This is a genomic window from Flavobacterium sp. S87F.05.LMB.W.Kidney.N (genome assembly GCF_004366435.1).
Taxonomy (GTDB): domain Bacteria; phylum Bacteroidota; class Bacteroidia; order Flavobacteriales; family Flavobacteriaceae; genus Flavobacterium.
This window is the reverse complement of record NZ_SODX01000001.1, coordinates 527,891-553,558: the sequence shown is the minus strand read 5'-3', so window position 1 is coordinate 553,558 and position 25,668 is coordinate 527,891. Positions and strand designations below refer to the sequence as shown.

Below are 25,668 nucleotides of genomic sequence, written 5' to 3'. Positions count from 1 at the left end.
CTAATTCTTTAAATCATATTTTTCGATTCTTCGATACAGGGCGGCACGTGACAAACCTAGTTCTTCGGCTGTTTTAGAAATATTTCCGTTGTGTTTGAACAATGCTTTTTCGATTGCACTTTTCTCCATTTCAGACAACGGATTTTCATCGTTTTCCTGAATTTCTTCAAAATCTAGAATATCCAAATCGATTACTGAAATTGTATTGTTTTCAGATAAAATTAAAGCTCGTTCAATTTTATTTTCCATTTCACGAACGTTTCCTTTCCAAGGATATCGCTCTAAATATGGAGCTGCATTGTCATCAAAATGCCATCCCGAAACGTCGGGACCTTGATTGTATTTTTCTGCAATCTGCTGCAGGATAAAATTTGCCATTGGCACAATATCGTCTTTTCTTTCGCGCAGGGATGGCAGATTTATTTCCATAGTATTTATTCTATACAATAAATCTTCGCGAAAAGTTTTGTTCTTTACTTCGGCTTTAATATCGCTGTTGGTCGCGGCAATAACACGTACATTTAAAGGTCTGGGTTTGCTTTCGCCTAAACGCGTAACGGTTTTAGTTTGTAAAACATGAAGCAATTTAGCCTGAAGATGAAACGGAATATTTCCTATTTCATCTAAAAAAATCGTTCCGTTTGAAGCGTTTTCAAAACGTCCGGGAGTGTCAATTTTTGCATCAGTAAAAGCTCCTTTTGCATAACCAAAAAGCTCGCTTTCGAATAAATTATCACTTAACGAACCTAAATCGACATGTACAAAAGGCTGATTTTTTCTTTCAGAATGCTTATGAATAAATTCGGCAAAAACATATTTACCAGTTCCATTTTCGCCTAAAATCAAAACATTGGCATCCGTCTTAGCTACTTTTTCAGCTATGGAATAGGCTTGTTTTATTTTGACTGAAGTTCCTACAAAGTATTTCTTTTCGGCTTTTTCATTTTTATCCAAAGATGTTTTCTTGCTGTTCTTTCTGCTTTCAACTACAGCTTTATCAATCGTCTCTAAGAGTTTTTCATTGTTCCAAGGTTTTAGAACATAATCAAAAGCTCCAATTTTTATTCCTTCTACAGCCGTTTCAATTTTACCAAAAGCTGTCATTAAAATCACAATAGTCTGCGGGGAAAGTGTTTTAATTTCTTTCAGCCAATGAATTCCTTCCCTCCCATCTTCAAAACCAATTCGGTAATTCATGTCAAGCAAAACCACATTTATTTCATTTTCGCTTAAAATTGAAATGATTTTTTTGGGACTATTTGTTGTAAAAATCGTCTCAAAATGCTTTTTAAGAATCATTTTTGCCGAAAAAAGAATTTCTTCCTGATCGTCTACAACTAATATTTGGGCTTGTTTCTTTCTCATGTGGTATTTTTTCTGTCCGCTTCCGAACGGTCAACTGTTCATTATCGAACACTAGTTTTTCAAAGCGGTTTTAAAAGCTTCTTTAAAATCAAGACTTTACAAATAATAAATTTTATGGCACAGTATTTACCTATTGATTATCAGTAAAATATTGAAAAAATGGACAAGATAATTCCTCGTAAAAGTAAAAAATTTAGATATGTCGCAATAGCAATTGCTGTTTTTTTAGCTTTGGCGGTAATCATCATTTTTGCTTTTAACACCAAAAGAACTTTAAATGTAAAAACAGAAGAATTGGTCATTCAAAAAGCTGAAAAAGCTTTTTTTGAAGACTTTGTTGTTTTTCAGGCAAAAGTTGAACCTTTAAATGTAATGTTGGTTAACGTTACCGAAGGCGGTTCTGTAAAAGAAATTTTTGTAGAAAATGGTGCAATGGTGACCAAAGGACAATCACTTGCTCGTTTATACAATCCGAATACAGAATTGAATTATTTGACTCAGGAAACGGCTATTATCGAACAAATCAACAACTTAAATACAGGGAAATTAAATATCCGAAATCAAGAACTAAATTTAACCAAAGATTTTGTTTTAATTGAACATGATTACAACGACGCCAAAAGATTATATGATGTAAATGCTAAACTGTTTGCCAAAGATGTAATCTCGAAAAACGATTGGAATACTTTTAAGGAAAGTCTTCGTTTTCAGGAAGAACGTAAAAGAACGATTCAGCAGAGTATTCAAAAAGAGAAACAAACCAATCAAATTCAGATTTCTCAAATTAATCGTTCGATTCAAACTATGGAGAAAAGTTTGGAAATCCTTAGAAACAACAAAAAGAATTTTTTAATTACAGCGCCAGAATCTGGAAGATTAACTTCTTTTGAACCTGTTTTAGGAAAAACTTTTCAAGCTGGGGAAAGCATTGGAAAAATCGATTCAAAACGCGGTTACAAACTTTCTGCTGATGTTGATGAGTTTTATTTAGAAAAAATTAGAGAAGGCTTAAAAGGCCAAGTCGAATATAAAGGAAAAAATCTTGAGGTTTTGGTTACCAAAGTTATCCCAGAAGTAAAAAGCGGCCACTTTACAGTTGAATTGGTTTTTACTTCAAAAGAAGATATTGCACTGCAAGACGGACTTAGCTTTGGCGTGAAACTAATTTTATCTGAAAAGAACAAAACTCTTGTAATTCCAAAAGGAAGTTTTAATCAGGAAACAGCAGGAAAATGGATTTTTGTAGTAAAAGGAAATAAAGCCGAAAGAAGAAATATAAAACTAGGACGCGAAAATCCTGCTTACTATGAAGTTTTAGAAGGTATAAAAGAAGGCGAATCTGTAATTACTTCTTCTTATTCTGATTATAAAGATATCGAGGAACTTTCGCTTGAGAAGTAATTTTTGTTTCAAGTTTCAAGTTTCAGGTTTCACGCCGCCAACCAACCTGAAACCTGAAACTTGAAACTTGAAACAACAAAAAAACAAAAAAATCATCGTTTCAATCATCAATCAAAAAACGTATTTAATAACATTTCAAAACCTAAAAAATTATGATCACAATTCAGAATTTAACCAAAGTTTTTAGAACAGAAGAAATCGAAACTGCTGCTTTAAGCGGAATTAATTTAGAAATAAAAAAAGGAGATTTTCTAACAATTATGGGGCCTTCGGGCTGCGGAAAATCAACTCTATTGAATATCATCGGACTTTTGGATAGCGCGAGCGACGGAAGCTATAAATTATTAGATCAGGAAATGATTGGTCTAAAGGAAAAAGGAAGAGCTAAGGTGAGAAAAGAAAATATCGGTTTTATTTTTCAAAACTTCAACTTAATCGATGAACTTTCTGTTTACGATAATATCGAATTACCGTTGCTTTACAACAACGTAAAAGCTTCTGAAAGAAAACAAAAAATTGAAGCTATTGCCGAGAAACTGAATATTTCTCATCGTTTGAAACATTTCCCGCAGCAACTTTCGGGCGGACAGCAACAAAGGGTTGCCGTTGCAAGAGCTTTGGTGAATGATCCGAAAATTATTTTGGCCGATGAGCCAACTGGAAATTTAGATAGTAAAAATGGTAATGAAGTGATGGAACTTTTAACGGATTTACATGCTAAAGGTGCTACAATTTTGATGGTTACCCACTCTGATTATGATGCTTCTTTTTCACAAAGAACGATTCACATGAAAGACGGAGTTATATTTTCTGAGAAATTAAACCAACGTAATGTTGATGTTTTTATGGATGCTAAATAAAAAATGATGATCAAAATTATTGTTACTGCACTCGTAGCTCTGGTAGAGCTGGCCTGCAAAATATTTACTCTTCTTTAGAACCAAACGGTTTTATAAACTGCCATATCAACTATAAAAATATACATCAAAATGATTTTCAACTGGTTTAAAATATTTGTTTATCATTTAAGACAAAGCAAATTGTTTTCGTTCTTAAATGTTTTAGGATTAAGTATCGGAATTTCTGGTGTCATTTTCGCCATTTTATATTGGAACAATGAACACGCATACGATCAATGGAATCCTGAAAAAGAAAATGTCTATCAGGTACTTAATAAAATAGGCGCAACTGGAGACACTTGGACCACAAGTTCAATTCCTTTTGGACAAACTTGCAAAACTACAATTCCTGAGATTGAGCAAATTTGTTTCTTAAACGATTGGTACAGCGAAGCTGTAATCAAATATCAGAATAAGAAAGTAATTGATAAAAAGATAACTGTAACAGATAATAACTTTTTTGATTTTTATCCTTTCCCAATAATCAAAGGTGCCAAAAAAGATATTCTGAAAGAAAAAAACAGCGCGGCTATTTCGGAAGAACAGGCAAAACTGCTTTTTGGAGATGAAGATCCGATAGGAAAATCTATTACTTATGACGATAAGTCTTATACTGTAAAATCTGTTTATCGCATTGTAAAACCTTCATCTGTTGAACCTAATTATGTTTTTGGAGGGATTTTGCGTGAAAACGATCTTAATCAATGGGGGAATTTTAGTTATGGTTTGATGATTAAAACCAAAAAAGGTGTTGACGTTGCAACGGTTTTAAAGAAAATGCAAAACGTAAATTTTGTAAACAGAACTTTAAAAGATGCTAAAGCAAGCGGCCAAACTGTTGAGCAGTACATAAAAGAGAATGGCGAAGTCAAAGTTATACTTGACCAGCTGAAAACACGCTACTTGCATGGCACAAAATCTTCAGGTTCAGCATCTCCAGAAGGGAAAGGAAATTTGCAGCTTTTGTATATTATGGCAGGTTTATCTCTTTTAATTTTAGTTTTATCATTGGTAAATTACATTAATCTAGCGACTGCATCTGCTATAAAACGTGCTAAAGAAGTTGGTGTCCGCAAAATTGTGGGAGCTTCAAAAAACCAGATTGTTGCACAGTTTATATTCGAAACAGCAATAATTGTAACACTGGCGATTTTGTTTGCGCTGGCAATCGTAGAACTTTCTCTACCGTATTACAATACTTTTTTAAGAAAAACTTTGACTATGAATGGCAGTGAATTTTACCTGCAGCTCATTTTAATATTTGGATTAATAATCATTCTTGCGGGTATTTTCCCTGCCATTTATATCTCAAATTTCGAAACCCTAAAAGTTTTAAAAGGTAATTTTTCTAGAAGTAAAAGCGGCATCTGGATTCGAAATTCGATGCTTATTTTTCAATTCGGAATTGCAGCATTTTTCATTATCGGTGCTTTAATTGTAAATTCTCAGGTTGATTACATGATGAATAAAGATCTTGGTTTTAGCGGTAATCAAGTAATTCGTATTCCGTTTAATTATCAGGATTACAGCAAAAAAGGTCAAAAATACGAAACCACAAAACAAGAAATTCTTAAAATGCCTGGCGTTCAAGAAGTCTCTACTTTTGCAGGAACTTTTGGAAACAGTACGAATTCTAGTTCTGGTTTTACTCATAATGGCATTTTTGTACAGCCAAGAAATGTCGAAATGGATTTTGGCTTTTTGGAAATGATGAAAATTAAAATTGTAGAAGGCCGTAATTTATCGCCAAAATTTGCTTCAGATACTATAGACAACTGGCTAATAAATGAAACCTTAGCAAAAGAATTAATGCTTAAAAACCCTATAAATACCGTTATCACTTCGGGATGGGGCACCGAAAAAGGAACTTTAAAATTTAAGATTGTAGGTGTTGTAAAAGATTTTCATATTACAGGTTTACAAAATAAGGTGCCGCCAATGGTTTTTATCAACATGAAAACTCTAAAATGGAATAATTTTCAAAATGTTTATGTAAAAGTTTCTCCAAATAATTTGAGTGAAACATTATCAAAATTGAAAACATATTGGGAAGCTAATATTAACCCTGATTATCCGTTTGATTATGAATTCGTTAATAAAGGATTCGCGAAAACTTATGAGGAACAAGTAAAACAAAAAAACCTCTTTTTTATCTTAAATTTGGTAGTAATCATCATTGCGATCTTCGGATTGTTTGCTTTGGCATCATTTTCGATGGAGAGAAGATTGAAAGAAATCGCTATTAGAAAAACTTTAGGAGCAGAAACAGATGCTCTTTTAAAAGAATTGTCAAAACAATATATTGTTTTTTGTCTAATAGGATTTGGAATCGGAATTGTTCCTGCCTACATTTTATTGCAAAAATGGCTTGAAGATTTTGCTTTTAGAATCGGAATTTCAACTGTTCCTTTTGGCATTGCACTGATTTCTCTTTTGTTTTTAACTTTATTAATTGTTCTAACAAAAGCTTTCCAAGTAACTAAAATAGATGTTTTAAAATATTTAAAATACGAATAAGCTTGTAGACCCATTTTTTTTAGAACCCGGCAGATTCCCAAGAAATCTGCCGGGTTTTTATTTCAATTTACTTCATACTTACCGAATCAGAATAAAGCAGTTTATCTAAACTTTCATCTCTGCTGTACACATCTGGGAAAAAATTTATTTCGCCATCATCCTGAACCCAAGCTGTAAAATATCCAATATAAACTGGAATTTTATTTTTAAGCATGCAGGTTGTTTCTTTTTCACCGCTCATTGCTTTATCAATTTTATCTACCGGCCAGTCTGGATCATCTTTTAAAATTGCCAATGCTAATGCTCTTGCTTCTTTTACATTAATACAGCCGTGACTAAACGTACGATTTTCAAACTCGAACAAACTTTTTGCAGGTGTATCATGCATGTAAATATCATTCGGATTCGGAAACATAAATTTTACCAGTCCTAAAGAGTTTTTAGGTCCAGGTTTTTGTCTCACTTTCCCGCCATTCCATTCCATATTATGATCGGCCAAATAGTTTTTATCGTTTGCCATCTGGAGTTTTAATTCGTTTTGAATAATGCTGTTCGGAACATACCAGTAGGGACTAAATACGATTCGGTCCATAGTACCGCTAAAAATTACAGTTTCGCTCAATCTATTACCAACGAAGATATCAGAGACGAGTTCGTATTTTCCATCTTTTACATAAAACATTCTAAATGACGGAATATTGACCATTACATATTCATTCGCTCTGGCCAATTTGGTCGGAATCCATCTGCATCTTTCCATATTCAGCATTATAGTTTTAATTCTTTTGCTGATCGGTTCATTCATTTGGTTGATATGATCTCTCGTTATAACGTAGTTTAATTTTAAATTGTACCGCTTTTTATAGTTCAGTATGCCGGCCATCAGCTCTTCATCATAAACATCACTTTTAGAATCCTGCTTTAAATCTCCCACAACAAATAAGCGATTTCTAATTTGCTGAATAGCAATACCCTTATCATCTGGTCTCAATTCTTTAAAGTTTACACTATCAATTGTTATCTTCTGCCAAAGATTATCAGTTTCTATTTTTCTGTATTTTTTTAAGGCATCTTTCAGCTTATAATATTGGCTAAACAATAAATAATCGTCTTCATTTAATCGATTTGTGTCGACAATCAGCGAATCTAGAATTCTGGAATACGAAATAGTTTTAGCCGGTAAGTACCAGCCAATTTTCTTTAAAGTCGCAGGATCTACACCAGAGTAAACATTACTGGCATAAAAAATATACATATTTGTAAGGAGTAATTCTGTATCTATTTGCTGAGGGGTGATATTATCACTCTCATTAAATGCTTGATCGATTACTTCTTTATAAGGCATTTCATTATTTATTCCCTGGTCTTTCAGCACATTTACTTTTTGATACAGTAATGCACCAAATTCGGTTATGCTTTTATCATCATACCAAATAGATTTGTATTGTTTGTTTTTGTAGATATCCTCTACATCTTTTTGATATTTTTTTAGTTTGGGATATTTTTTAAAAAAAGCATTTATAGATGCCGCATCTATAGTTATGATTGAAGCATATTTATAATTTGCTGAAGCTTCTTTGCTTTTTTGGCCTGAAAATGACTTAAATGAAAATGCAAAAAAGCAAATCGCAAGAACGATTGTTGAAAAAGTAAAATTTCGCATATTTTTAAAGTTTAAATGATAGAAATAACTTTTGTAAAAAATATCGAAAACCCAATAGACATTACTTAAAAAACTAGTTTTCACATACTTTTTTATTAACTGGAAATTATCGATTTGGGCAATCAAATATAGCGAAGATTTATGAGATTCTAATTTAAAAAAGCAGAAAATTTATACAAAAACTACAATTTTGGCTTAATTTGAAAGCTGCAATAATTTTCATATTTGATCTTTTACTCTTATTTATTCAATACAAAAAAAGCTTTTAGAGGCTATTGAATAATTTTGAATAATCTCTCTATCAATAATTACAATTCAAAATCGCTTAATTCCGAACTTAATCTGTTATCTTTGCACCCTGAAATCAGTTTAAATAAACATAATATTTAAACCGACTTCATACAATAGAAAAATAGCCCATTACAATGAAATTAGATAGAAAAGAAATTCTTAAGGCTTTAGAAACAATTACTATTGCTGGAGAAGGAAAAAATATGGTGGAAAGCGGCGCTGTAACCAATGTTATAACTTTTGGTGATGAAGCTGTGGTAGACTTAGTGCTGCACACGCCTGCGATGCACATTAAAAAAAGAGCTGAAGATGATATTAAAAAGACAATTCACGAGTTAATATCGCCTGATGCTAAAGTAAAAGTAAATATTAAAGTAGAATCTCCAGAGAAGCCTGAAATCAAAGGCCGTGCTATTCCTGGAATCAAAAATATCATTGCAGTTGCTTCTGGTAAAGGAGGAGTAGGAAAATCTACTGTAACTGCAAATCTTGCTGTTACACTTGCAAAAATGGGATTTAAGGTTGGTGTTCTCGATGCCGACATTTACGGTCCTTCGATGCCGATTATGTTCGACGTTGAAAACGAAAAACCAGTTTCTATTACTGTTGACGGAAAATCAAAAATGAAACCTATTGAAAGTTATGAAATCAAAATGCTTTCAATCGGATTTTTTACGGCTCCAAGTCAGGCTGTAATTTGGAGAGGTCCAATGGCAGCAAAAGCATTAAATCAAATGATTTTTGATGCAGACTGGGGAGAATTAGATTTCATGCTTCTTGATTTACCTCCAGGAACTGGAGACATTCACTTATCTATCATGCAGTCTTTACCAATTACTGGAGCTGTTGTAGTAAGTACTCCACAAGCTGTAGCTTTAGCAGATGCTAAAAAAGGAGTTGCAATGTTTATGCAGGATAATATTAATGTTCCTGTTTTGGGAATTATTGAAAATATGGCGTACTTTACACCAGAAGAATTACCTGACAATAAATATTACATCTTTGGACAAGAAGGTGCTAAAAACCTTGCTGCAGATTTAGATGTGCCATTTTTAGGAGAAGTTCCTATTGTACAATCTATTCGTGAAGCGGGAGATTACGGTCGCCCAGCAGCATTGCAAACAGCTTCTCCTATAGAAAAAGTATTTGAAGAAATTACACGTAACGTTGTACAGCAAACAGTAAACAGAAACGAAAGTTTACCAGCAACAGAAGCTATCAAGATTACAACTATGGCTGGCTGCTCAGCAGTAAAAAAGAATTAGATAATTTAGACAATGAGGCAATGAGATAATGATTTAAAGTAATTTAGGATAATTTTAAAATTATCTAATTAACACATTATCTCATTGGCACATTATTTAATTGACACATTAAATATTATGACAACAGAAGAATTAACAAATAATGTTTTATTGGCTTTAGATGAGATTAGGCCATTCTTGAAATCAGATGGAGGAGACATTTCATTAATTTCTATTGAAGACGATAAACATGTAAAAGTTCGCCTGGAAGGAGCTTGTATTAGCTGCAGCGTAAATCAAATGACGTTGAAAGCAGGTGTTGAAACAACGATAAAAAAATATGCACCACAAATAGAAACGGTGGTAAATATTATGTAACAAAAAATTCATTTTTTTTGAAAGTAAAGTTTTATAATTAACAAGAATAATAAGCCTTATTATGATTTGTTTAAAAAAACACTAAAAAAACCTTCAAAAAGCAATGGTTTTTGCGACATTCACAAAAAACAACTCAAAGTTTTAAGAGTTTTAGTTAGAGATTTGTTACATTTTAATTTAAATTTGTAAACATAACCCTAAAATCTAAACTTATGAGAAAATACTACGCTCTTTTTATATTATTGTTTACAAGCGCTGTAAATTATGCTCAACAGAGTCAAACGCTTTTTGCCGACAAAGCATGGGTAAATGAATCTGAAGAATGGTCTGACTTTCAATATTCGGGACAGATTATTTTTTCTACCAAAGGAACAAATGAAGAAGGTACCTTGAGAATTGGCAATTATGATTTTTTATATGACCTTTGCGAAGGAAAAGCTAAATTCTCAAATAAAGCAACTTACAGCTCTGCCGAATTCGCGCACCCAAGAAAACTTAGTGCTCAGACAGACAAACAAGGAATATTAAATTCTACTTACGAGGGAACATTAATATTTCAATCAGATAAGGATTATTATTCTGTTATTTCAGTTGTCACGATATTAGAAAAAGGAGGCAATATTATTGGTGTAAAAATGCGCCTTAAAGACAGTAATCGAAAAGAATATGCTTTTAGCTTAAAAGAAAAAAGTTAAAATTAATAAGGAATTTGAACACGTTTTCAAATTCTACAATAAAATTCCAATAATTAAAAATGGATGTATTAATAAAGATTAAGGATCGAGAGGGAGTTATACACGAATTACAGGCTCCAACTGATATGGCAATGAATATAATGGAGTTATGCAAAGCATACGAACTTCCTGTTGAAGGAACCTGTGGCGGAATGGCCATGTGCGCTTCCTGCCAGTGTTATGTTCTTAATGATGTTGCATTACCAGAAATGGGAGATGAAGAAGAAGCCATGCTTTCGGAAGCGTTTTATGTTAAATCTAATAGTCGTTTAGGCTGTCAGATTCCAATTACTACAGAATTAGAAGGACTGGAATTAGAACTGGCTCCGGAATATTAAAAATAAAAAAAAGCGAGAATTTAAAAGTTCTCGCTTTTTTTATGAAATTTTTACAACAACAAAAGCATTAAGCTTTTCTGCTTCTTCGTAAAATCTTTTAAGTTCGTTGAATTCTTCTTTCAAGTAAACAAATTTATCAGGATGTATTAGTTTATAAACTATATTCTGCATTTCTTCTAGATTATAATATTTAATAAGCTCATCAAATTCAACACATTTTAGAAGATTATAAATTTCGTTCACTTTTTCCTGATTTATATACTCAAATCTTACAAATTGCGAATCATTTTCAATCATAATTCCTGAATAGAAAATCTCTGAGACCTTAATTTTGTTTTTATCCTTTAAATAATGTTTTAAGAGATAATTAATGGTATCGTAGCCTCGTGTCCGACTATAAAAGTTATAATTTTCAATATTTTGATTTGGATAAAAATAGACGACCTTAATCGAGTCCTCTATTAATTCTTCTAATCTATTTTCAGTATTTACATCTGAATTTTTCTGGATCATTTTTAAATGAAGCCTTAAAGTTTTAACATCTAAAATTTTATCAAAATCTATAGCATACGACAAGTTTGATTTTGCTTTCTCAATAACAAAATCAGCTTTTCCTGGAATTGAAAAAAGATGTAAATCTAATCCCATCATTATGAGTTAAAAAAATGAATTTAAGTTTTCTGTTTGATAAAATCAAGGTTTTATTTCCACTTCCAATCTAGTTCTGAAAGGAAATCGATTTGTTGTTTTTCAGTAATTGTTTTTAATTTATTTCTTAGATTTTCAACATTCTCAATTTTATCTTTAGGAATCATCAAGTTTCCAGATGCTTTAAAAGTAATAAAAAAATAATCTGCAATTTCAATTATATTCTCAAATGAAGAAAAATTCAATTCTGCTTTTCCAATATTCTCACTAGTAGTTTCAAATAAATCTTCTTTAAATATTATACTTGACACAATACCAACTCTCTCTTTAAGATTTTCATTTACATATTTTTTAAAAAGTCTTTGATAATAATGTTTTAAATATATTGGAAAAATAAAAAAACAAACAATTCCAGCACTCGTAAAGTAACAAGCCTCAACTAAACATTTATTCAAATAAAACAAAAATCCTATTAGCAACAGTATTAGTGTCACAAATACTCTAGCTAATTTTTTTTGTTTTTTAATTAGTTTACTTTTTGATGCTAGATAGAGTTGTTGTTGTAAAAAGTCGTTTTCTGTTAGGGTAAAATTTATTTCCATATTTTTATAATAATGCTACATCCGTAATTTGATAGTTTTAGTTTCAAAACTTATACTTTCTGCAAAACAAATACTGTTAACACCTTTGCAGTGACCCCTAAAGACATAATTATAATATTATAAGGTTTTATTTCGAAATATATTTGTCTTTTTATAACACTATTATGTCTTTTAAAGACCAAACAGTCCTTTCTTAAAAATTACTTTTGCGAAAAATTAGAGCAACAAAAATCTTCTTAAGCTCTTTTTAAATTATTTATAATTAACAACAATGACCAAAATGAAAGGAATTTTAAGCTTTATCGGCATTACATTATTGACAGTTACTTTATTTTCATGCAACAAAAACGAATGGACACCAGAGAAAGAAGCCATCTTCAAAAAGGATATAAAACAGAATATACAAACCAAAGAAAAAAGTATCCTTTCAGATAAGCAGATCAATTATATCGCTGATTGCATTTTTGAGCAAATTAAGAGCAAAAATTTAAACCAAGATGATACTAGGAAACCTGAAAATGTAGAAATGATAAAAAAGATAGAAGCTGAGTGTGCTAAAAACTCGTTTATAAATACATTGACTAACGCTGATGTAGCCAAAGTTTGGAATCCAGAAATCAACAAATTATATAAGGCTACTTTAAAAAATATTTTTCTTGAAAACGGTCTAAAAAGCGAACAAGCATCAGTCATTGCTGATTGTACCGCTTATTATTTAATGATGCAAAATGTAAGTCTGGCAGATTTAAATGATCCTAATTATAAGGATGTCATTCTAAAAACCGGAACGTACTGCTCGGAACAATTACAAAAAACAACTAAAATGAACAACTAAAATGAACAAATTTCTAAATTACATTGGTATTGCCCTGATTGCTTTGACATTATTCTCTTGCAACAAAAATGAATGGACACCAGAAAAAGAAACCGAATTCAAAAAGGCATTCAAAGACAGTTTACAGAGCGCAGGAAAAGGTATATTCTCTGAAGATCAGATAATTTACGTTTCTGATTGTGTTCTTGAGAAAATGAAGAGTAAAAATTTAAAACCGAATGACGCGCAAACACCAGAAACTTCTCTAAGTGTTATGAATATGGGAAAAGAATGTGCACAAGAATCATTCGTAAAATGCAAAACGCTATCCAAATCTGAAGTAAAAAATAGCTGGGATTCAAATACTGAAGAAAAATACAAAACAATTTTAAAGTATGGTTTTGTTCGTACTGGTCTAAGCAGCGAAAAAGCTTCTTTTATTGCAGATTGTGCCATTTCTAAATTGAAAGAACAAAATATACGCCCTGCAGATTTACAAGATCCAAAAAATGGTGATTTGGTTCAAAAAATTGGTAAAGCTTGTGGTGAAGAATTAATGAGAAAGAAATAATTTTCAACTTTAATTAAAATCAGAAAAGCCGTAATTACATTCTTGTAATTACGGCTTTTTCTTTATAATATTTTTTATTAAACAAATTTAAATAGCTGACTACGATTCAATTAATCCTTTTATATTTTCTGCAACTTGTTCATAATCTCCAGTTTCATGATGCCACAGATAAATATGTTCACTTAATTTTTTATTGTTATCTAAAGAAATAAGAATTAAGTAATCACCACAGCCGTTTCCTGCAATAGCAATTGCATTTAACGGAAAATTATCCCATTCTCTAGCTTGTTTGGTTTCTAAAACAATATGATTGCAAGTTCTGCTTATTCTCTTCTTATCGCTCTTATCAAAAAACGGGTAAAGATTCCAATTATCGTTTTCGGTTATAGCTTCACCTCCATTTTCTGCTGTCATTTTTTCTTTGAATAAAGTAGGAAAGCTTACTCCTAATTCTTCTTCCGTTTCAATTATATATTTTAGATCGACTGGAAATGCCATAAAACTTAATTTAACTCTATTTACAAAAGTAATTTTTAAACACTAGATAACAAAAAACAATCCAATAGAATTCAAAAAAGCCGTAATTACATTACTGCAATTACGGCTTTCTCTTTATAACAAGTTTCTTTAAACTCTTAAATATGCCAGAAATACTTAAATTAAATATTGGGTAACTATGAAGATTTTTGATATTTGATTCATCTGAAAAGTTCTTAAAGTTTCTCTTCCACATTGGGATAAATTCTAACATTTCTTCAGCTAATTCCTTTATGAATTGCTGATCAAATTCACCATGCCGTTCTTTTACTTTTCTTATTATGTGTTTCTTGTAAACATTTTTTATTCTTAAATTCTCAACTAAATTTGCTTTAATACAAACTGATATAATCCTCTTTGTTTTTCTATGAAGTCCTACAACAACGATGGTTTCACACATACCCGGATACCAATCAATTATATAAACTTTTGTCCCTCCGCTAAAATTTTTTGTCCCGTTTTTAATTTCTTTATTTGGTCCAAAATATCTTTTAGCTACTATGTTTCCAACCAATAAATAAATTGGTTTAATCCCTGGTTTCATTAACTTTAAATCTAAGATATTTAAATTGAGCTCAAAATTATCCAAAATATATCTTTAAAGTAATCTTGTCAAGCCATAAAACAAACAAAATAAGCCATTTATAAAATCAAAAAAGCCGTAATTACAATCTTGCAATTACGGCTTTTTCTTTATAACAATTTTCTTTAATCTCTCAGATTATACCAAACCTGCTTGAATTAAATATTCAGCGATTTGAATCGTGTTTGTTGCAGCGCCTTTTCTTAAGTTGTCAGCAACGATCCACATGTTTAATGTATTTGGCTGGCTTTCGTCACGACGGATTCTTCCAACAAAAACATCATTTTTACCTTCTGCGTATAATGGCATTGGATAAGTAAAGGTATCTAAATTATCCTGAACTACAACTCCATCAGTATGGTGTAGAATTTCGCGAACTTCGTTCACATCAAAATCATTTGTAAACTCAACGTTTACCGCTTCGCTATGTCCGCCTACAACTGGTACACGAACTGCAGTAGCTGTAACTCTAATCGTGTTATCACCAAGAATTTTTTGAGTTTCACGAACTAATTTCATTTCTTCTTTAGTGTATCCGTTTTCTTCAAAACTATCGCAGTGTGGAATCGCGTTTCTGTGAATTGGATATTTGTAAGCCATATCACCTTGAATTCCTGCGTACTCATTTTCTAATTGTTTTACCGCTTTTACACCAGTTCCAGTAATCGATTGGTAAGTAGAAACAATGATTCTTTTAATGTTGTATTTTTTGTGCAATGGAGCCAAAGCCAATACCATTTGAATAGTAGAACAGTTTGGATTTGCAATAATTTTATCTTCTTTTGTCAATACAGAAGCATTGATTTCTGGAACTACCAATTTTTTAGTAGGATCCATTCTCCAAGCAGATGAGTTGTCGATAACAGTTGTTCCTGCTGCAGCAAATTTAGGAGCCCATTCTAATGAAGTATCTCCACCTGCAGAAAAAACAGCGATATCCGCTTTCATATCAACAGCTGTTTGTAAGCCTACTACTTTATATTTTGTTCCTTTGTATTCAATTTCTTTTCCTACTGATCTTTCAGAAGCAACAGGAATTAATTCTGTAACCGGAAAATTTCTTTCCGCTAAAACTTTAAGCATTACTTCGCCAACCATTCCGGTAGCACCTACAACTGCAATTCTCATTTTTATATTTTTAAATAATTCAATAATCAAATTTTATAGGACAAAAATAAGTATAATAAAAGTCTAAACAAGGTGATTCACAAAAAATAACAAAATGTTGCAAAATAAACATTTTGTAAAAAAACCGCCTCTTTAGAAGGCGGTTAAGTTAGACTTAGTGTAGCGGTATTATATCTTATTGTTTATTTTTCAATAAATCTCTAATTTGAGTAAGCAATTCTTCCTGAGTTGGTGCTGCAGGTTGATTTGGAGCTGGTTCTTCTTTCTTTTTAAGACTGTTTAATCCTTTAATTATCAGAAACAAAACAAATGCCACAATAATAAAGTTAATTACTGCAGAAAGAAACATTCCGTACTTAACACCTCCAAAAGCTGTTAAATCTTCTATTCTTGACAAATGAGCTGCATCTAAAGCAGGTTTTAATACTAAAGGCGTAATTACATCTTCAATAAATGAACTTACAATTTTACCAAAAGCCGCTCCAATAATTACTGCAACAGCAAGATCAACTACGTTGCCTTTCATTGCAAATGCCTTAAATTCTGAAAAAAATCCCATATCTAACGTGTTTGTGTTTATAATAAGTGAATATCGAAAATACGGAATTTTATTGAAAGTTTTTAAGATTATCGGAAAAATACCCGTTTTACGCGCTGCGAAATACTCGTCATAATCTCGTACGGAATTGTTTTTAAAGCTGCTGCCATTTCAATAACGGTTGGGCTTTCGCCGAAAATAATTACAGAATCGCCTTCTTTGCAATCTATTTCGGTTACGTTTACCATCAGCATATCCATACAGACACTTCCAACAATTGGTGCTTTTTGATTTTTTATGACAACAAAACCAACTTCATTTCCCCACAATCTGGCAATTCCGTCAGCATAACCAATTGGAATTGTAGCAATTTTAGTTTCTTTTTCGGCCATAAAACGGCGTCCGTAACCCACGCTGTCTCCAGCGGGAATAGTTCGAACCTGCGAAATAATCGATTTTAAGGTTCCAACATTTTCCAAATATTTTTGTTCTAATGGATCGTTGGAAACTCCATACAAACCAATTCCTAAACGCACCATATTGTATTGGGCATTCGGGAAATTGCTAATTCCAGACGTATTTAAAATATGACGAATCGGATTGATATTTAATTCGCTTATTAATTTTGACGATAGTCTGTCAAATAAGTTGATTTGTTGGTTTACAAATGCATAATGTTTTGGTTCATCGCTTGTTGCCAAATGCGATAGAACACTTTGAACACGAACGGTTGAATTTCCTTTTAAAGTAGCGATCAATTCGCCGATCGTATTGTCTTCAAAACCTAAACGATGCATTCCAGTATCAATTTTAATATGAATCGGGAAATCTTTTAGATTCTTTTCGCGGGCAATTTTCAAAAAGGCATTCAGCCCTTTTATGCTGTAAATTTCAGGTTCTAACTGATATTGTATAATAGATGGAAAACTTGTCGATTCTGGATTTAAAACCATAATAGGCAGTTTGATACCGCCGTTTTTTAACAAAATCCCTTCATCGGCGAAAGCCACACCTAAATAATCTACTTTATGATGTTCTAATAATTTAGCGATCTCCAAACCTCCGTTTCCATAACCAAAAGCCTTAACCATTACCATCATTTTCACATTTGGTGCCAATTTTGATTTGTAGTAGTTAAAGTTATGGCTGATTGCATCGAGATTAATTTCAAGAACCGTTTCGTGTGTTTTCTCTTCAAGCATTGAAACAATTTCTTCAAAATGAAACGACCTTGCTCCTTTTATTAAAATGGTTTCATTGGCAAAATTTAAACTTTCAATGGCCTCGATAAAGTCATTTTTAGTTGGAAAAATAGTAATGTTTGAAAATTTAGAGGCGAAAGCGCTAATCGTTTCTCCAATTCCAATTATACGGTTTATTTTATTAGAAGCAATTAAGTCAGCAACTTTTGAGTACAATTCTTCATTGGAAAATCCGCTTTGAAAAATATCCGACAAAATAACTGTTTTGGCAGCATTCTTTTTTTGGCTTTCCAAGAAATCTAAAGCGATTTTTAACGATTGAAAATCGGAGCTGTAACTATCATCTATTATACTGCAATTGTTAATTCCATTCTTAACTTCAAGGCGCATTCGAACGGGATAAAGCATCTGGATTCGATTTTGAATCGCTGCCTGATCATAGTTAAAATGCAATAAAACCAATAAACAAGAAATACTGTTTTTTACAGAAGCCGAATCACTGAACGGAATTTCTAAATCAAAAATTTCATTTTGATATTGATATTGAATCTGGGTGTGATCGTTTTTACTTTCTTTTTTCAGAATAAAAACATCAGCAGTTTTATCGGTAAAACTCCATGAAAAAAGTTTTCGAGGATGAAGCATATATTCGGCTGCAAATTGTGTCAAACAAGAATCTACAACTTCATTTTTTTGATAAATAATAACTGGGCAGTCTTTAAATAAAAGCAATTTTTCATCAATCTTTTGCACTAAATTTAAAAAGCCTTCATCGTGTGCGCTTCCAATATTTGTGAGCACGCCAATTGTAGGTTTAATGATTTTTTCGAGATTAACCATTTCGTTAACCGTAGAAATTCCAGCTTCAAAAATTCCGAGATTGTGTTTTTCGTTAATGGCAATTACCGAAAGCGGCACACCAACCTGCGAATTGTAACTTTTTGGACTTCTGATAATATTGTATTCTGGGCTTAGTAAAAAGTTAAGCCATTCTTTTACTATCGTTTTTCCGTTACTTCCCGTTAATCCAATAACTGGAAAATGAAAAAGATTTCTATAATATGCTGCAAATTTCTGTAATGCTTCCAGCGTATTTTCAACAACCAAAAAATTAGCTTTTCCAGAATAATTATCGGGAATATATTGCACAACAAAGTTCTGCACTCCTTTTTCTATTAAATCGGGAATAAATAAATGAGCATCATTGTTTATGCCGGCCAAGGCAAAAAATAATGTCTGAGGTCCGTTTTGGAGTGAACGGCTGTCAATCGAAATATGATCTATAGAAATAGATTCATCAGAGCCAATCCATTTGGCATTAAGAACTGAAACTAGGCTTTTTAAATTTAGGCTCATTTAGGAAAATCTTTTTTTCAAAATTAAGATATTAAAGATAGAAAAGAGTTGTGATTTTCTTAAAAAATAAAGCGTTTTAGCTTCGCTATTTATATTTCTGTATATTTGTTTATTACCACAAATTTGAGCGTTTTGAAAAAGTTACTTCCTATTTTCTCCTATATATTACACCCCATTTTTATATCGTTGTATGCAACATTGTTTTATTTATTCTATAAAGGAGACATTTTTAGCACACAGGAAAAATATTTTGTTTTAATCCAGATTTTGGTGATTAATGTGGTTGTTCCTGTTTTATTTTATTTATTGCTGCGATCCACTGGACATGTAAAATCGATCATGCTGAGCCAGACTTCAGAACGCACCATTCCGTTAATTTTACAGTGCTTTTTGTATATTTTACTGGTAAAACGAAGTATAGTTATTATTCGTTATCCTGAACTTCATTTCTTTTTTCTGGGAGCCTTGTTTAGTACAATTTTGGCTTTAGTAAGTACACTATTTAAAGTAAAGGCAAGTTTACATATGGTTGCTATTTGTGGTTTTGCCATTTTTGTAATTGGCTTAAACATTCACCTGCAAATGCATAATCCGTATTGGCCAGCTTTGCTTATTTTATTATCTGGAGTTGTGGCTTCATCCCGTTTAGAGATGAATGCACATACATCAAGAGAAATATTAATTGGATTATTTATTGGAATTATGCCCCAGCTTTTATTTTTATATCTGTGGTTATAAAATATAAAAGATCAATCCGGCATTTAAAGTTTTCAAATTGATTTTTTCGCCAGCCCCAGTAGTGGCAGAATTAAACAACGGATTTAAACCGTAGTAAATATATATGTTCCAGGTATTATATCCCGCGGCAAGATAAGGCCCGTATTGAAATTTATTGATATCGGGATTATTATTGATTTTATAGGTTTTCTCTCCATCATCCAAAATTGATGCACTCGAAAAAACATAACTCAATTTCACACCGCCATAAATACGCCAGAATTTAGTGCTTTCATAAGTTGAATTTCTCCATCTAAATTCTATCGGAAGATCTACAGAATATTGTTTATAACGATTTGAAACAAATTCTCCGTAATCATTTACCCCATAAGCAATTGCACCTGATCCATCTTGAAAAATGGTTAGATTTTGATAATAATTTTGATAGCTTAATCCTAAACCGGCAGCAATTGATACTGTTCTTGATTTGTTAACCGGCATATCGCGCAGAAAACCTCCAGAAAGTCCCAAAGAAAATTTATTCTGTTTAAACTTATCAGGAATATCAGTAAACATGTTATAGGTAACCGAAAAGAAAAACTGATCTTCTCGATATAAAGAATCAATTTTGATTACTGGTTTTACTTCAGGTTTAACTTCTTCCTGTGCAAAAGAGCTAAAAAAAGTGAGTAAAAACAAGCAGCTAAAAATAATTCGCATATCGTGGTTTGGTTTTAAAAGGTTTTAAAAATAAACGCTCTTCTGCGTCTATTTATTTCATATACAAATATAACATAATGCTTTTTCTAGTAACGATAAGAAATATAAATATTCTCTTTTTGTTGGAGATTAAAATTAATTGCTGCGTTTTTTGCAATAAATCAATAGGGATAAGCAAAAAATAAATGAATTTTCTTTTTATCTTTTATACCTTTGCTGGAAATGAAGAAAAAACAGCTCATATTAAGTTTATCTTTTGCTGTAACAATATTGTTCTCGATATTGTTTCAGTCGATACACAGTTATGAGCATATTGCAAAACAGCTTTCAGAAAAGCAGTGTCATCATAAGTACAATGATCCCAGCGGAGAAATAACGCACCAGCATCATAATTATGAAGTTTGTTTTGTTTGTAATTTTGCGTTTGAATCATTTGTGGTTCCGCAAGATTTCTCTTTTCAGTTTTATTATTTCAACAGCGATATTCCTTATTTCTTTCCGCTGTCAGAAAAGATTTTTTCTGTTTCCCCAAGCGCCTATTTATTGCGCGGACCTCCTTTTGCTGTAGTTTCTTAAATTTTTCGGTTTCTAAAAAAATCACATTTTCTTTTTATTTTAAATTGAAACTGCGTTGAGTTTCCTAATCCTAACTTATTTTTAATTAGGATCAGAATGCTTTGCTGCTTGTTTTGGTTTTCATTCAAAAAAGAAAAAATCAATTTAACTATAGCATCATTTTCAAATGAAAAAAATTATAATTGCCCTTATTTTAGGGTTCTCGAGCATTCTTACTGCTCAAAATTCGGTTTCAGGTATTGTAACCGATGCTCAAAATCAGCCATTACCAGGAGTTTCAGTTTACGCACCTGAATTACATAAAGGAACAACAACAGATGTGAACGGAAAATACGAATTAAAAAATCTTCCAAACGGAAGTCTTCGCATTGCTTTTTCTTATGTTGGATATGCTAATCAGAATCAAACTATTGCGAAATTAGTAAAGGAAAATACCCTTGATATTATTCTTTTAGAATCTGTTTTAGAAATGGATGAAGTGGTTGTTTCTACGCCTTTTAATAAATTGCAATCGCAAAACGTAATGAAAATTGAGCACGAAAGCATCAAAACATTACAGCAAAAAGGTACCTCAACTTTAATTGAAGGTTTAGCAACAATTCCTGGAGTTTCTCAGATTTCGACTGGAACTTCTATCGGAAAACCTGTAATTCGCGGACTTAGCGGTAATCGTGTTTTAGTGTATTCTCAAGGTGTTCGTATCGAAAATCAGCAGTTTGGAGACGAACATGGTTTAGGTTTAAATGATGCCGGAATCGAAAGTGTCGAAGTTATAAAAGGACCAGCTTCCTTATTATATGGTTCCGATGCTTTGGGAGGTGTTTTATATTTTAACCCCGAAAAATTTGCTGATGCTGGAGATTTTAAAGCTAATTTCAGTCAAAAATATTTTACTAATACGCAAGGAAGTAATTCTTCTATCGGATTAAAAACTTCGACAGATAATTGGAAATTCTTAGCTCGTGGAAGTTACAACACACATTCTGATTACAAAATTGCCGATGGCGACCGCGTAACCAATTCACGCTACAATGAAACTGATTTTAAAACTGGAATTGGATACAGCAATTCAAGCTTTTCAAGTGTTTTAAGATACAATTACAACAAATTGGACATTGGAATTCCAGAAGATGGAATTGCGGAACAATCTTCAAGCAAAGACACTCAATTTCCGAGACAAGGAATTTTTAATCATTTATTGAGTTTGAATAATGTTATCTTTTTTGAAAACTCAAAATTAGACGTTGACTTAGGTTATATCGCGAATGATAGAAGCGAATTTGAAGACAGCAACGAAGCTTCTCTTCATATGAAATTGAATACTTTCAACTATAATGCAAAATATCATTTACCTAAATTCGGAAAAATCGAAACTATTTTTGGAGTTCAGGGAATGCATCAAACCAATAAAAATTCTGGTGAAGAATATTTAATTCCAGATGCTACAACAAATGATTTTGGCGTTTTTGGAACTGCGAATTACGAATGGGACAATAGTGTTATTCAAGCCGGATTGCGTTTTGATAACAGAAATATTACTTCAATTGCTCACGGAACTGAAGGCGAAGAAGGCTATTTTCAAGCTTTAGATAGATCGTTTGACAGTTTTAATGCTTCTTTGGGATATAAAACAAAACTGGCGGAACCGTTGACGCTTCGTTTAAATGTGGCAACTGGTTTTAGAGCACCAAACTTAGCCGAATTAACTTCAAACGGTGTTCACGAAGGAACAAATCGTTATGAAATTGGAAATGCTAATTTGAAAACAGAACAAAACGTTCAGACTGATTTGAACTTAGAATACAAAAACACACATTTCGAATTCTTTGTTAACGGATTTTACAATCACGTAAACAATTATATTTATACCTCTCCAACTGGAGACGTTTTAGATGATAATGATGTTTTTGCTTATGTCCAGGATAATGCAAAATTGTTTGGAGGCGAAGTTGGTTTACACTTTCACCCGCATCCTTTAGATTGGTTACATTTTGAAACTAGTTTTGAAACTGTAACAGGTAAAAAAGACAATGATGATTATCTGCCTTTAATTCCTGCTAACAATTGGAACAACACGCTTAGAACTGAATTTAATATCAAAGATTGGTTAAGCGAAGGTTTTGCTTCATTAAATGTTTCGTCTACTTTCAGCCAAGATAATGTAAGCGGATTTGAAACTGCTTCTAAAGGTTATACTTTAGTAAATTTAGGTTTTGGAGGAACTGTAAAACTAGGAAAAACAGCATTTGACATTAACTTAAACGGAAACAATTTATTTGATAAAAAATATATTGCACACCTTTCTAGATTAAAAACAGACGGTATTCCGAATATTGGAAGAAATATCGTTTTGGGAGTAAATTTTAATCTATAATATTTAATTTAACCGCAAAGAGCACAAAGAGTTTACACAAAGTTCGCTAAATTTAAAAAGTTGTAATTAAAAAATCTCGCAGAGACGCAGAGACGCAGAGACGCAAAGTTAAAAAAACCTCTTTGCGACTTCGCGTCTTTGCGAGATTAAAACATTGCGCTCTTTGCGTTAAACATTTACCAATCTCACAAAAAGTGCTATTTTTGTTACAACAGATAAAAACTAACTATGAAAAAAACATTTTTATTAATGACACTTACAACCGCAGGAATTTCATTCGGGCAGCTAAAATACCCTGAAACAAAAAAAGGAGAAACTGTTGATGTATATTTTGATACCAAAGTAAGCGATCCGTACCGATGGCTTGAAGACGACAAATCTGCAGAAACTGGAGCTTGGGTAAAAGCTGAGAATGAAGTTACTTATGGATATTTAGATAAAATTCCGTTTCGTGAAGAACTCAAAAAACGAATGGAAAAACTATGGAACTATGAAAAAATAGGTGCTCCTTTTAAAGAAGGAAAGTTTACTTATTATTCTAAAAATAATGGTCTTCAAAATCAATCTGTTGTTTATAGAAAAGATGCAAATGGAAAAGAAGAAGTTTTCTTAGATCCGAATACATTTTCTAAAGACGGAACAACTTCTCTTGGAGGTTTAGATTTCTCTAAAGACGGAAACAAAGCCGCTTATTCTATTTCTGAAGGAGGAAGCGACTGGAGAAAAGTAATTATAATTGATGCTATTTCTAAAAAAGTTTTAGAAGATACTTTAGTTGATGTAAAATTCAGCGGGGTTTCTTGGCACGGAAATGAAGGTTTCTACTATTCTAGTTATGACAAACCGAAAGGAAGTGAATTATCTGCCAAAACAGATCAGCATAAATTGTATTTTCATAAACTGGGAACTTCTCAAAAAGAGGATAAAGTAATTTTTGGTGCAGATCAAAAAAGAAGATATGTAAGTGGTTATGTTACCGAAGATGATCATTTTTTAATTATTTCTGCTGCCAATTCTACTTATGGAAATGAATTGTACATCAAAGATTTGACGAAACCTAATAGTCCAATTGTTACGATTGTAGATAATTTCAATAGTTCAAACTCAATTATTGAAAATGAGGGAACTAAGTTATTTATAGAAACTGACTTAAATGCTCCAAACGTACGCGTAGTTACTGTAGATGCTGCAAATCCGAAGGTGGAAAACTGGAAAGATTTTATCAAAGAAACTGAAAATGTTTTATCTCCTTCAACTGGAGCAGGATACTTCTTTGCTAATTATACAAAAGATGCTGTTTCGTTTGTACAGCAATATGATTACAACGGAAAATTGGTTCGCGAAATCAAACTTCCTGCTGTTGGAACTGCAGGCGGATTTGGCGGCAAAAAAGAAGAAAAGATTTTGTATTACAGCTTTACAAATTACACAACTCCAGGAAGTATTTATTCTTTTGAACCAAAATCTGGTAAATCAGAAGTATATCAAAAACCAAAAGTTGATTTCAAAAGTGAAGATTACGAGTCTAAACAAGTATTCTACACTTCAAAAGACGGCACAAAAGTTCCAATGATTATTACTTATAAAAAAGGAATCAAATTAGACGGTAAAAACCCAACTATCCTTTACGGTTACGGTGGATTCAATATTAGTTTAACTCCAAGTTTCAGTATTGCAAATGCTGTTTGGATGGAAAACGGAGGTATTTATGCAGTTGCCAATTTAAGAGGCGGCGGCGAGTACGGTAAAAAATGGCATGATGCAGGAACAAAATTGCAAAAACAAAATGTATTTGATGATTTTATTGCTGCGGCAGAATACTTAATTGCTCAAAAATATACTTCATCAGATTATCTAGCTATTCGCGGAGGATCGAACGGAGGTTTATTAGTTGGAGCAACTATGACGCAGCGTCCTGATTTAATGAAAGTGGCTTTACCAGCGGTTGGGGTTATGGATATGCTTCGTTACAATGCTTTTACAGCTGGTGCAGGATGGGCTTTTGATTATGGAACTGCTCAAGACAACAAAGAAATGTTTGAATACTTAAAAGGATATTCTCCTGTTCATAATGTTAAAAAAGGAACTCATTATCCTGCAACAATGGTAACTACAGGTGATCATGATGATCGTGTGGTTCCAGCGCATAGTTTCAAATTTGCTTCTGAATTACAAGAAAAACAGACAGGAGAAAATCCGGTATTAATTAGAATTGATGTTAAAGCTGGTCACGGTGCAGGAAAATCTGTTGCTGCTTCGATACAAGAAAATGTAGACATTCAAGCTTTCACACTTTACAATATGGGTTTTAAAGCTTTACCGAAAAAGTAAAACTTTAAACTGGATTTTTTTAAGCCACGAATTCACGAATATATTTTGTGAATTTGTGGCTTTCTTTTTTGCCACATATAAAAGGATTAAAATGATTTATTCGCGTGCTTTTAATTTAATCTGTGAAAATCCTTTAATCTG

23 protein-coding genes are annotated in these 25,668 nt (G+C 32.2%); 13 read left to right on the top strand and 10 right to left on the bottom strand.

Annotated elements, in window-relative coordinates:
• Positions 1-1,365 (bottom strand): sigma-54-dependent transcriptional regulator, encoded by a 1,365-nt coding sequence (locus tag EDB96_RS02460; RefSeq protein ID WP_134139056.1) that lies wholly within the window; start codon positions 1,363-1,365, stop codon positions 1-3.
• 159 nt (positions 1,366-1,524) lie between these two features.
• On the opposite strand from EDB96_RS02460, the gene EDB96_RS02455 reads away from it, so the two are divergent.
• The 3 genes from EDB96_RS02455 to EDB96_RS02445 all read left to right on the top strand — a co-directional run bounded on the left by EDB96_RS02455 (position 1,525) and on the right by EDB96_RS02445 (position 6,182).
• On the top strand, positions 1,525-2,766 hold the full coding sequence (locus EDB96_RS02455) for an efflux RND transporter periplasmic adaptor subunit (RefSeq protein WP_134139055.1): 1,242 nt from the start codon (positions 1,525-1,527) through the stop codon (positions 2,764-2,766).
• 152 nt (positions 2,767-2,918) lie between these two features.
• Positions 2,919-3,626 (top strand): ABC transporter ATP-binding protein, encoded by a 708-nt coding sequence (locus tag EDB96_RS02450; RefSeq protein WP_057115876.1) that lies wholly within the window; start codon positions 2,919-2,921, stop codon positions 3,624-3,626.
• A gap of 129 nt (positions 3,627-3,755) precedes the next feature.
• On the top strand, positions 3,756-6,182 hold the full coding sequence (locus EDB96_RS02445; RefSeq protein WP_134139053.1) for an ABC transporter permease: 2,427 nt from the start codon (positions 3,756-3,758) through the stop codon (positions 6,180-6,182).
• A gap of 67 nt (positions 6,183-6,249) precedes the next feature.
• Here EDB96_RS02445 and EDB96_RS02440 read toward each other — a convergent pair whose 3' ends face one another.
• Positions 6,250-7,845: a L,D-transpeptidase family protein gene (locus EDB96_RS02440; RefSeq protein WP_134139052.1), complete on the bottom strand. Its 1,596-nt coding sequence runs from the start codon at positions 7,843-7,845 to the stop codon at positions 6,250-6,252.
• Between the two features lie 425 nt (positions 7,846-8,270).
• On the opposite strand from EDB96_RS02440, the gene EDB96_RS02435 reads away from it, so the two are divergent.
• From EDB96_RS02435 to EDB96_RS02420, 4 genes are all read left to right on the top strand, one after another.
• Positions 8,271-9,401 carry an Mrp/NBP35 family ATP-binding protein gene (locus EDB96_RS02435; protein ID WP_057115871.1) on the top strand — a complete coding sequence of 377 codons (1,131 nt, stop codon included), beginning with the start codon at positions 8,271-8,273 and terminating at the stop codon, positions 9,399-9,401.
• A 117-nt stretch (positions 9,402-9,518) separates the two neighbouring features.
• Entirely contained in the window at positions 9,519-9,758 is a 240-nt protein-coding gene (locus tag EDB96_RS02430; RefSeq protein WP_057116000.1) for a NifU family protein, read from the top strand.
• 212 nt (positions 9,759-9,970) lie between these two features.
• A complete protein-coding gene (locus EDB96_RS02425; protein ID WP_057115869.1) occupies positions 9,971-10,453 on the top strand; it encodes a hypothetical protein in 483 nt (160 codons plus the stop codon).
• Positions 10,454-10,512: 59 nt separating this feature from the next.
• Positions 10,513-10,830 carry a 2Fe-2S iron-sulfur cluster-binding protein gene (locus tag EDB96_RS02420; RefSeq protein ID WP_026982672.1) on the top strand — a complete coding sequence of 106 codons (318 nt, stop codon included), beginning with the start codon at positions 10,513-10,515 and terminating at the stop codon, positions 10,828-10,830.
• A 39-nt stretch (positions 10,831-10,869) separates the two neighbouring features.
• Here the strand turns inward: EDB96_RS02420 and EDB96_RS02415 are convergent, their stop codons facing one another.
• Entirely contained in the window at positions 10,870-11,478 is a 609-nt protein-coding gene (locus EDB96_RS02415) for a DUF1877 family protein (protein ID WP_057115866.1), read from the bottom strand.
• A gap of 53 nt (positions 11,479-11,531) precedes the next feature.
• Positions 11,532-12,080, bottom strand: coding sequence for a YcxB family protein (locus EDB96_RS02410; RefSeq protein ID WP_134139051.1), 549 nt, complete (start codon positions 12,078-12,080; stop codon positions 11,532-11,534).
• 280 nt (positions 12,081-12,360) lie between these two features.
• Here EDB96_RS02410 and EDB96_RS02405 point away from each other — a divergent pair, with 280 nt between their 5' ends.
• Together EDB96_RS02405 and EDB96_RS02400 are read left to right on the top strand one after the other, a co-directional pair.
• A complete protein-coding gene (locus tag EDB96_RS02405; protein WP_134139049.1) occupies positions 12,361-12,915 on the top strand; it encodes a hypothetical protein in 555 nt (184 codons plus the stop codon).
• A gap of 1 nt (position 12,916) precedes the next feature.
• Positions 12,917-13,465 (top strand): hypothetical protein, encoded by a 549-nt coding sequence (locus tag EDB96_RS02400; RefSeq protein ID WP_134139047.1) that lies wholly within the window; start codon positions 12,917-12,919, stop codon positions 13,463-13,465.
• Positions 13,466-13,564: 99 nt separating this feature from the next.
• On the opposite strand, the gene EDB96_RS02395 is transcribed toward EDB96_RS02400, so the two are convergent.
• The 5 genes from EDB96_RS02395 to EDB96_RS02375 form a co-directional block, all read right to left on the bottom strand.
• On the bottom strand, positions 13,565-13,963 hold the full coding sequence (locus EDB96_RS02395) for an SMI1/KNR4 family protein (RefSeq protein ID WP_134139046.1): 399 nt from the start codon (positions 13,961-13,963) through the stop codon (positions 13,565-13,567).
• Between the two features lie 100 nt (positions 13,964-14,063).
• Positions 14,064-14,546, bottom strand: coding sequence for a hypothetical protein (locus EDB96_RS02390; RefSeq protein ID WP_134139045.1), 483 nt, complete (start codon positions 14,544-14,546; stop codon positions 14,064-14,066).
• A gap of 177 nt (positions 14,547-14,723) precedes the next feature.
• The gene (locus EDB96_RS02385) at positions 14,724-15,713 is read right to left on the bottom strand and encodes an aspartate-semialdehyde dehydrogenase (protein WP_057115858.1); all 990 of its coding nucleotides are present in this window, start codon (positions 15,711-15,713) and stop codon (positions 14,724-14,726) included.
• A 175-nt stretch (positions 15,714-15,888) separates the two neighbouring features.
• Complete coding sequence (mscL, locus tag EDB96_RS02380) at positions 15,889-16,272, bottom strand: large conductance mechanosensitive channel protein MscL (RefSeq protein WP_134139043.1); 384 nt, start codon at positions 16,270-16,272, stop codon at positions 15,889-15,891.
• A 68-nt stretch (positions 16,273-16,340) separates the two neighbouring features.
• The gene (locus EDB96_RS02375; RefSeq protein ID WP_134139042.1) at positions 16,341-18,809 is read right to left on the bottom strand and encodes a bifunctional UDP-N-acetylmuramoyl-tripeptide:D-alanyl-D-alanine ligase/alanine racemase; all 2,469 of its coding nucleotides are present in this window, start codon (positions 18,807-18,809) and stop codon (positions 16,341-16,343) included.
• A 132-nt stretch (positions 18,810-18,941) separates the two neighbouring features.
• Between EDB96_RS02375 and EDB96_RS02370 the strand changes: the two genes are divergently transcribed.
• Complete coding sequence (locus EDB96_RS02370) at positions 18,942-19,547, top strand: hypothetical protein (protein ID WP_057115999.1); 606 nt, start codon at positions 18,942-18,944, stop codon at positions 19,545-19,547.
• On the opposite strand, the gene EDB96_RS02365 is transcribed toward EDB96_RS02370, so the two are convergent.
• A complete protein-coding gene (locus EDB96_RS02365) occupies positions 19,542-20,246 on the bottom strand; it encodes a porin family protein (protein ID WP_057115855.1) in 705 nt (234 codons plus the stop codon). The genes EDB96_RS02370 and EDB96_RS02365 overlap by 6 nt on opposite strands.
• Before the next feature lie 222 nt (positions 20,247-20,468).
• Between EDB96_RS02365 and EDB96_RS02360 the strand changes: the two genes are divergently transcribed.
• From EDB96_RS02360 to EDB96_RS02350, 3 genes are all read left to right on the top strand, one after another.
• On the top strand, positions 20,469-20,822 hold the full coding sequence (locus tag EDB96_RS02360) for a hypothetical protein (protein WP_166669261.1): 354 nt from the start codon (positions 20,469-20,471) through the stop codon (positions 20,820-20,822).
• A 166-nt stretch (positions 20,823-20,988) separates the two neighbouring features.
• Positions 20,989-23,196: a TonB-dependent receptor gene (locus tag EDB96_RS02355; protein ID WP_134139039.1), complete on the top strand. Its 2,208-nt coding sequence runs from the start codon at positions 20,989-20,991 to the stop codon at positions 23,194-23,196.
• A gap of 228 nt (positions 23,197-23,424) precedes the next feature.
• Complete coding sequence (locus EDB96_RS02350; RefSeq protein WP_134139037.1) at positions 23,425-25,527, top strand: prolyl oligopeptidase family serine peptidase; 2,103 nt, start codon at positions 23,425-23,427, stop codon at positions 25,525-25,527.
• The last annotated feature ends 141 nt before the right edge of the window (positions 25,528-25,668 follow it).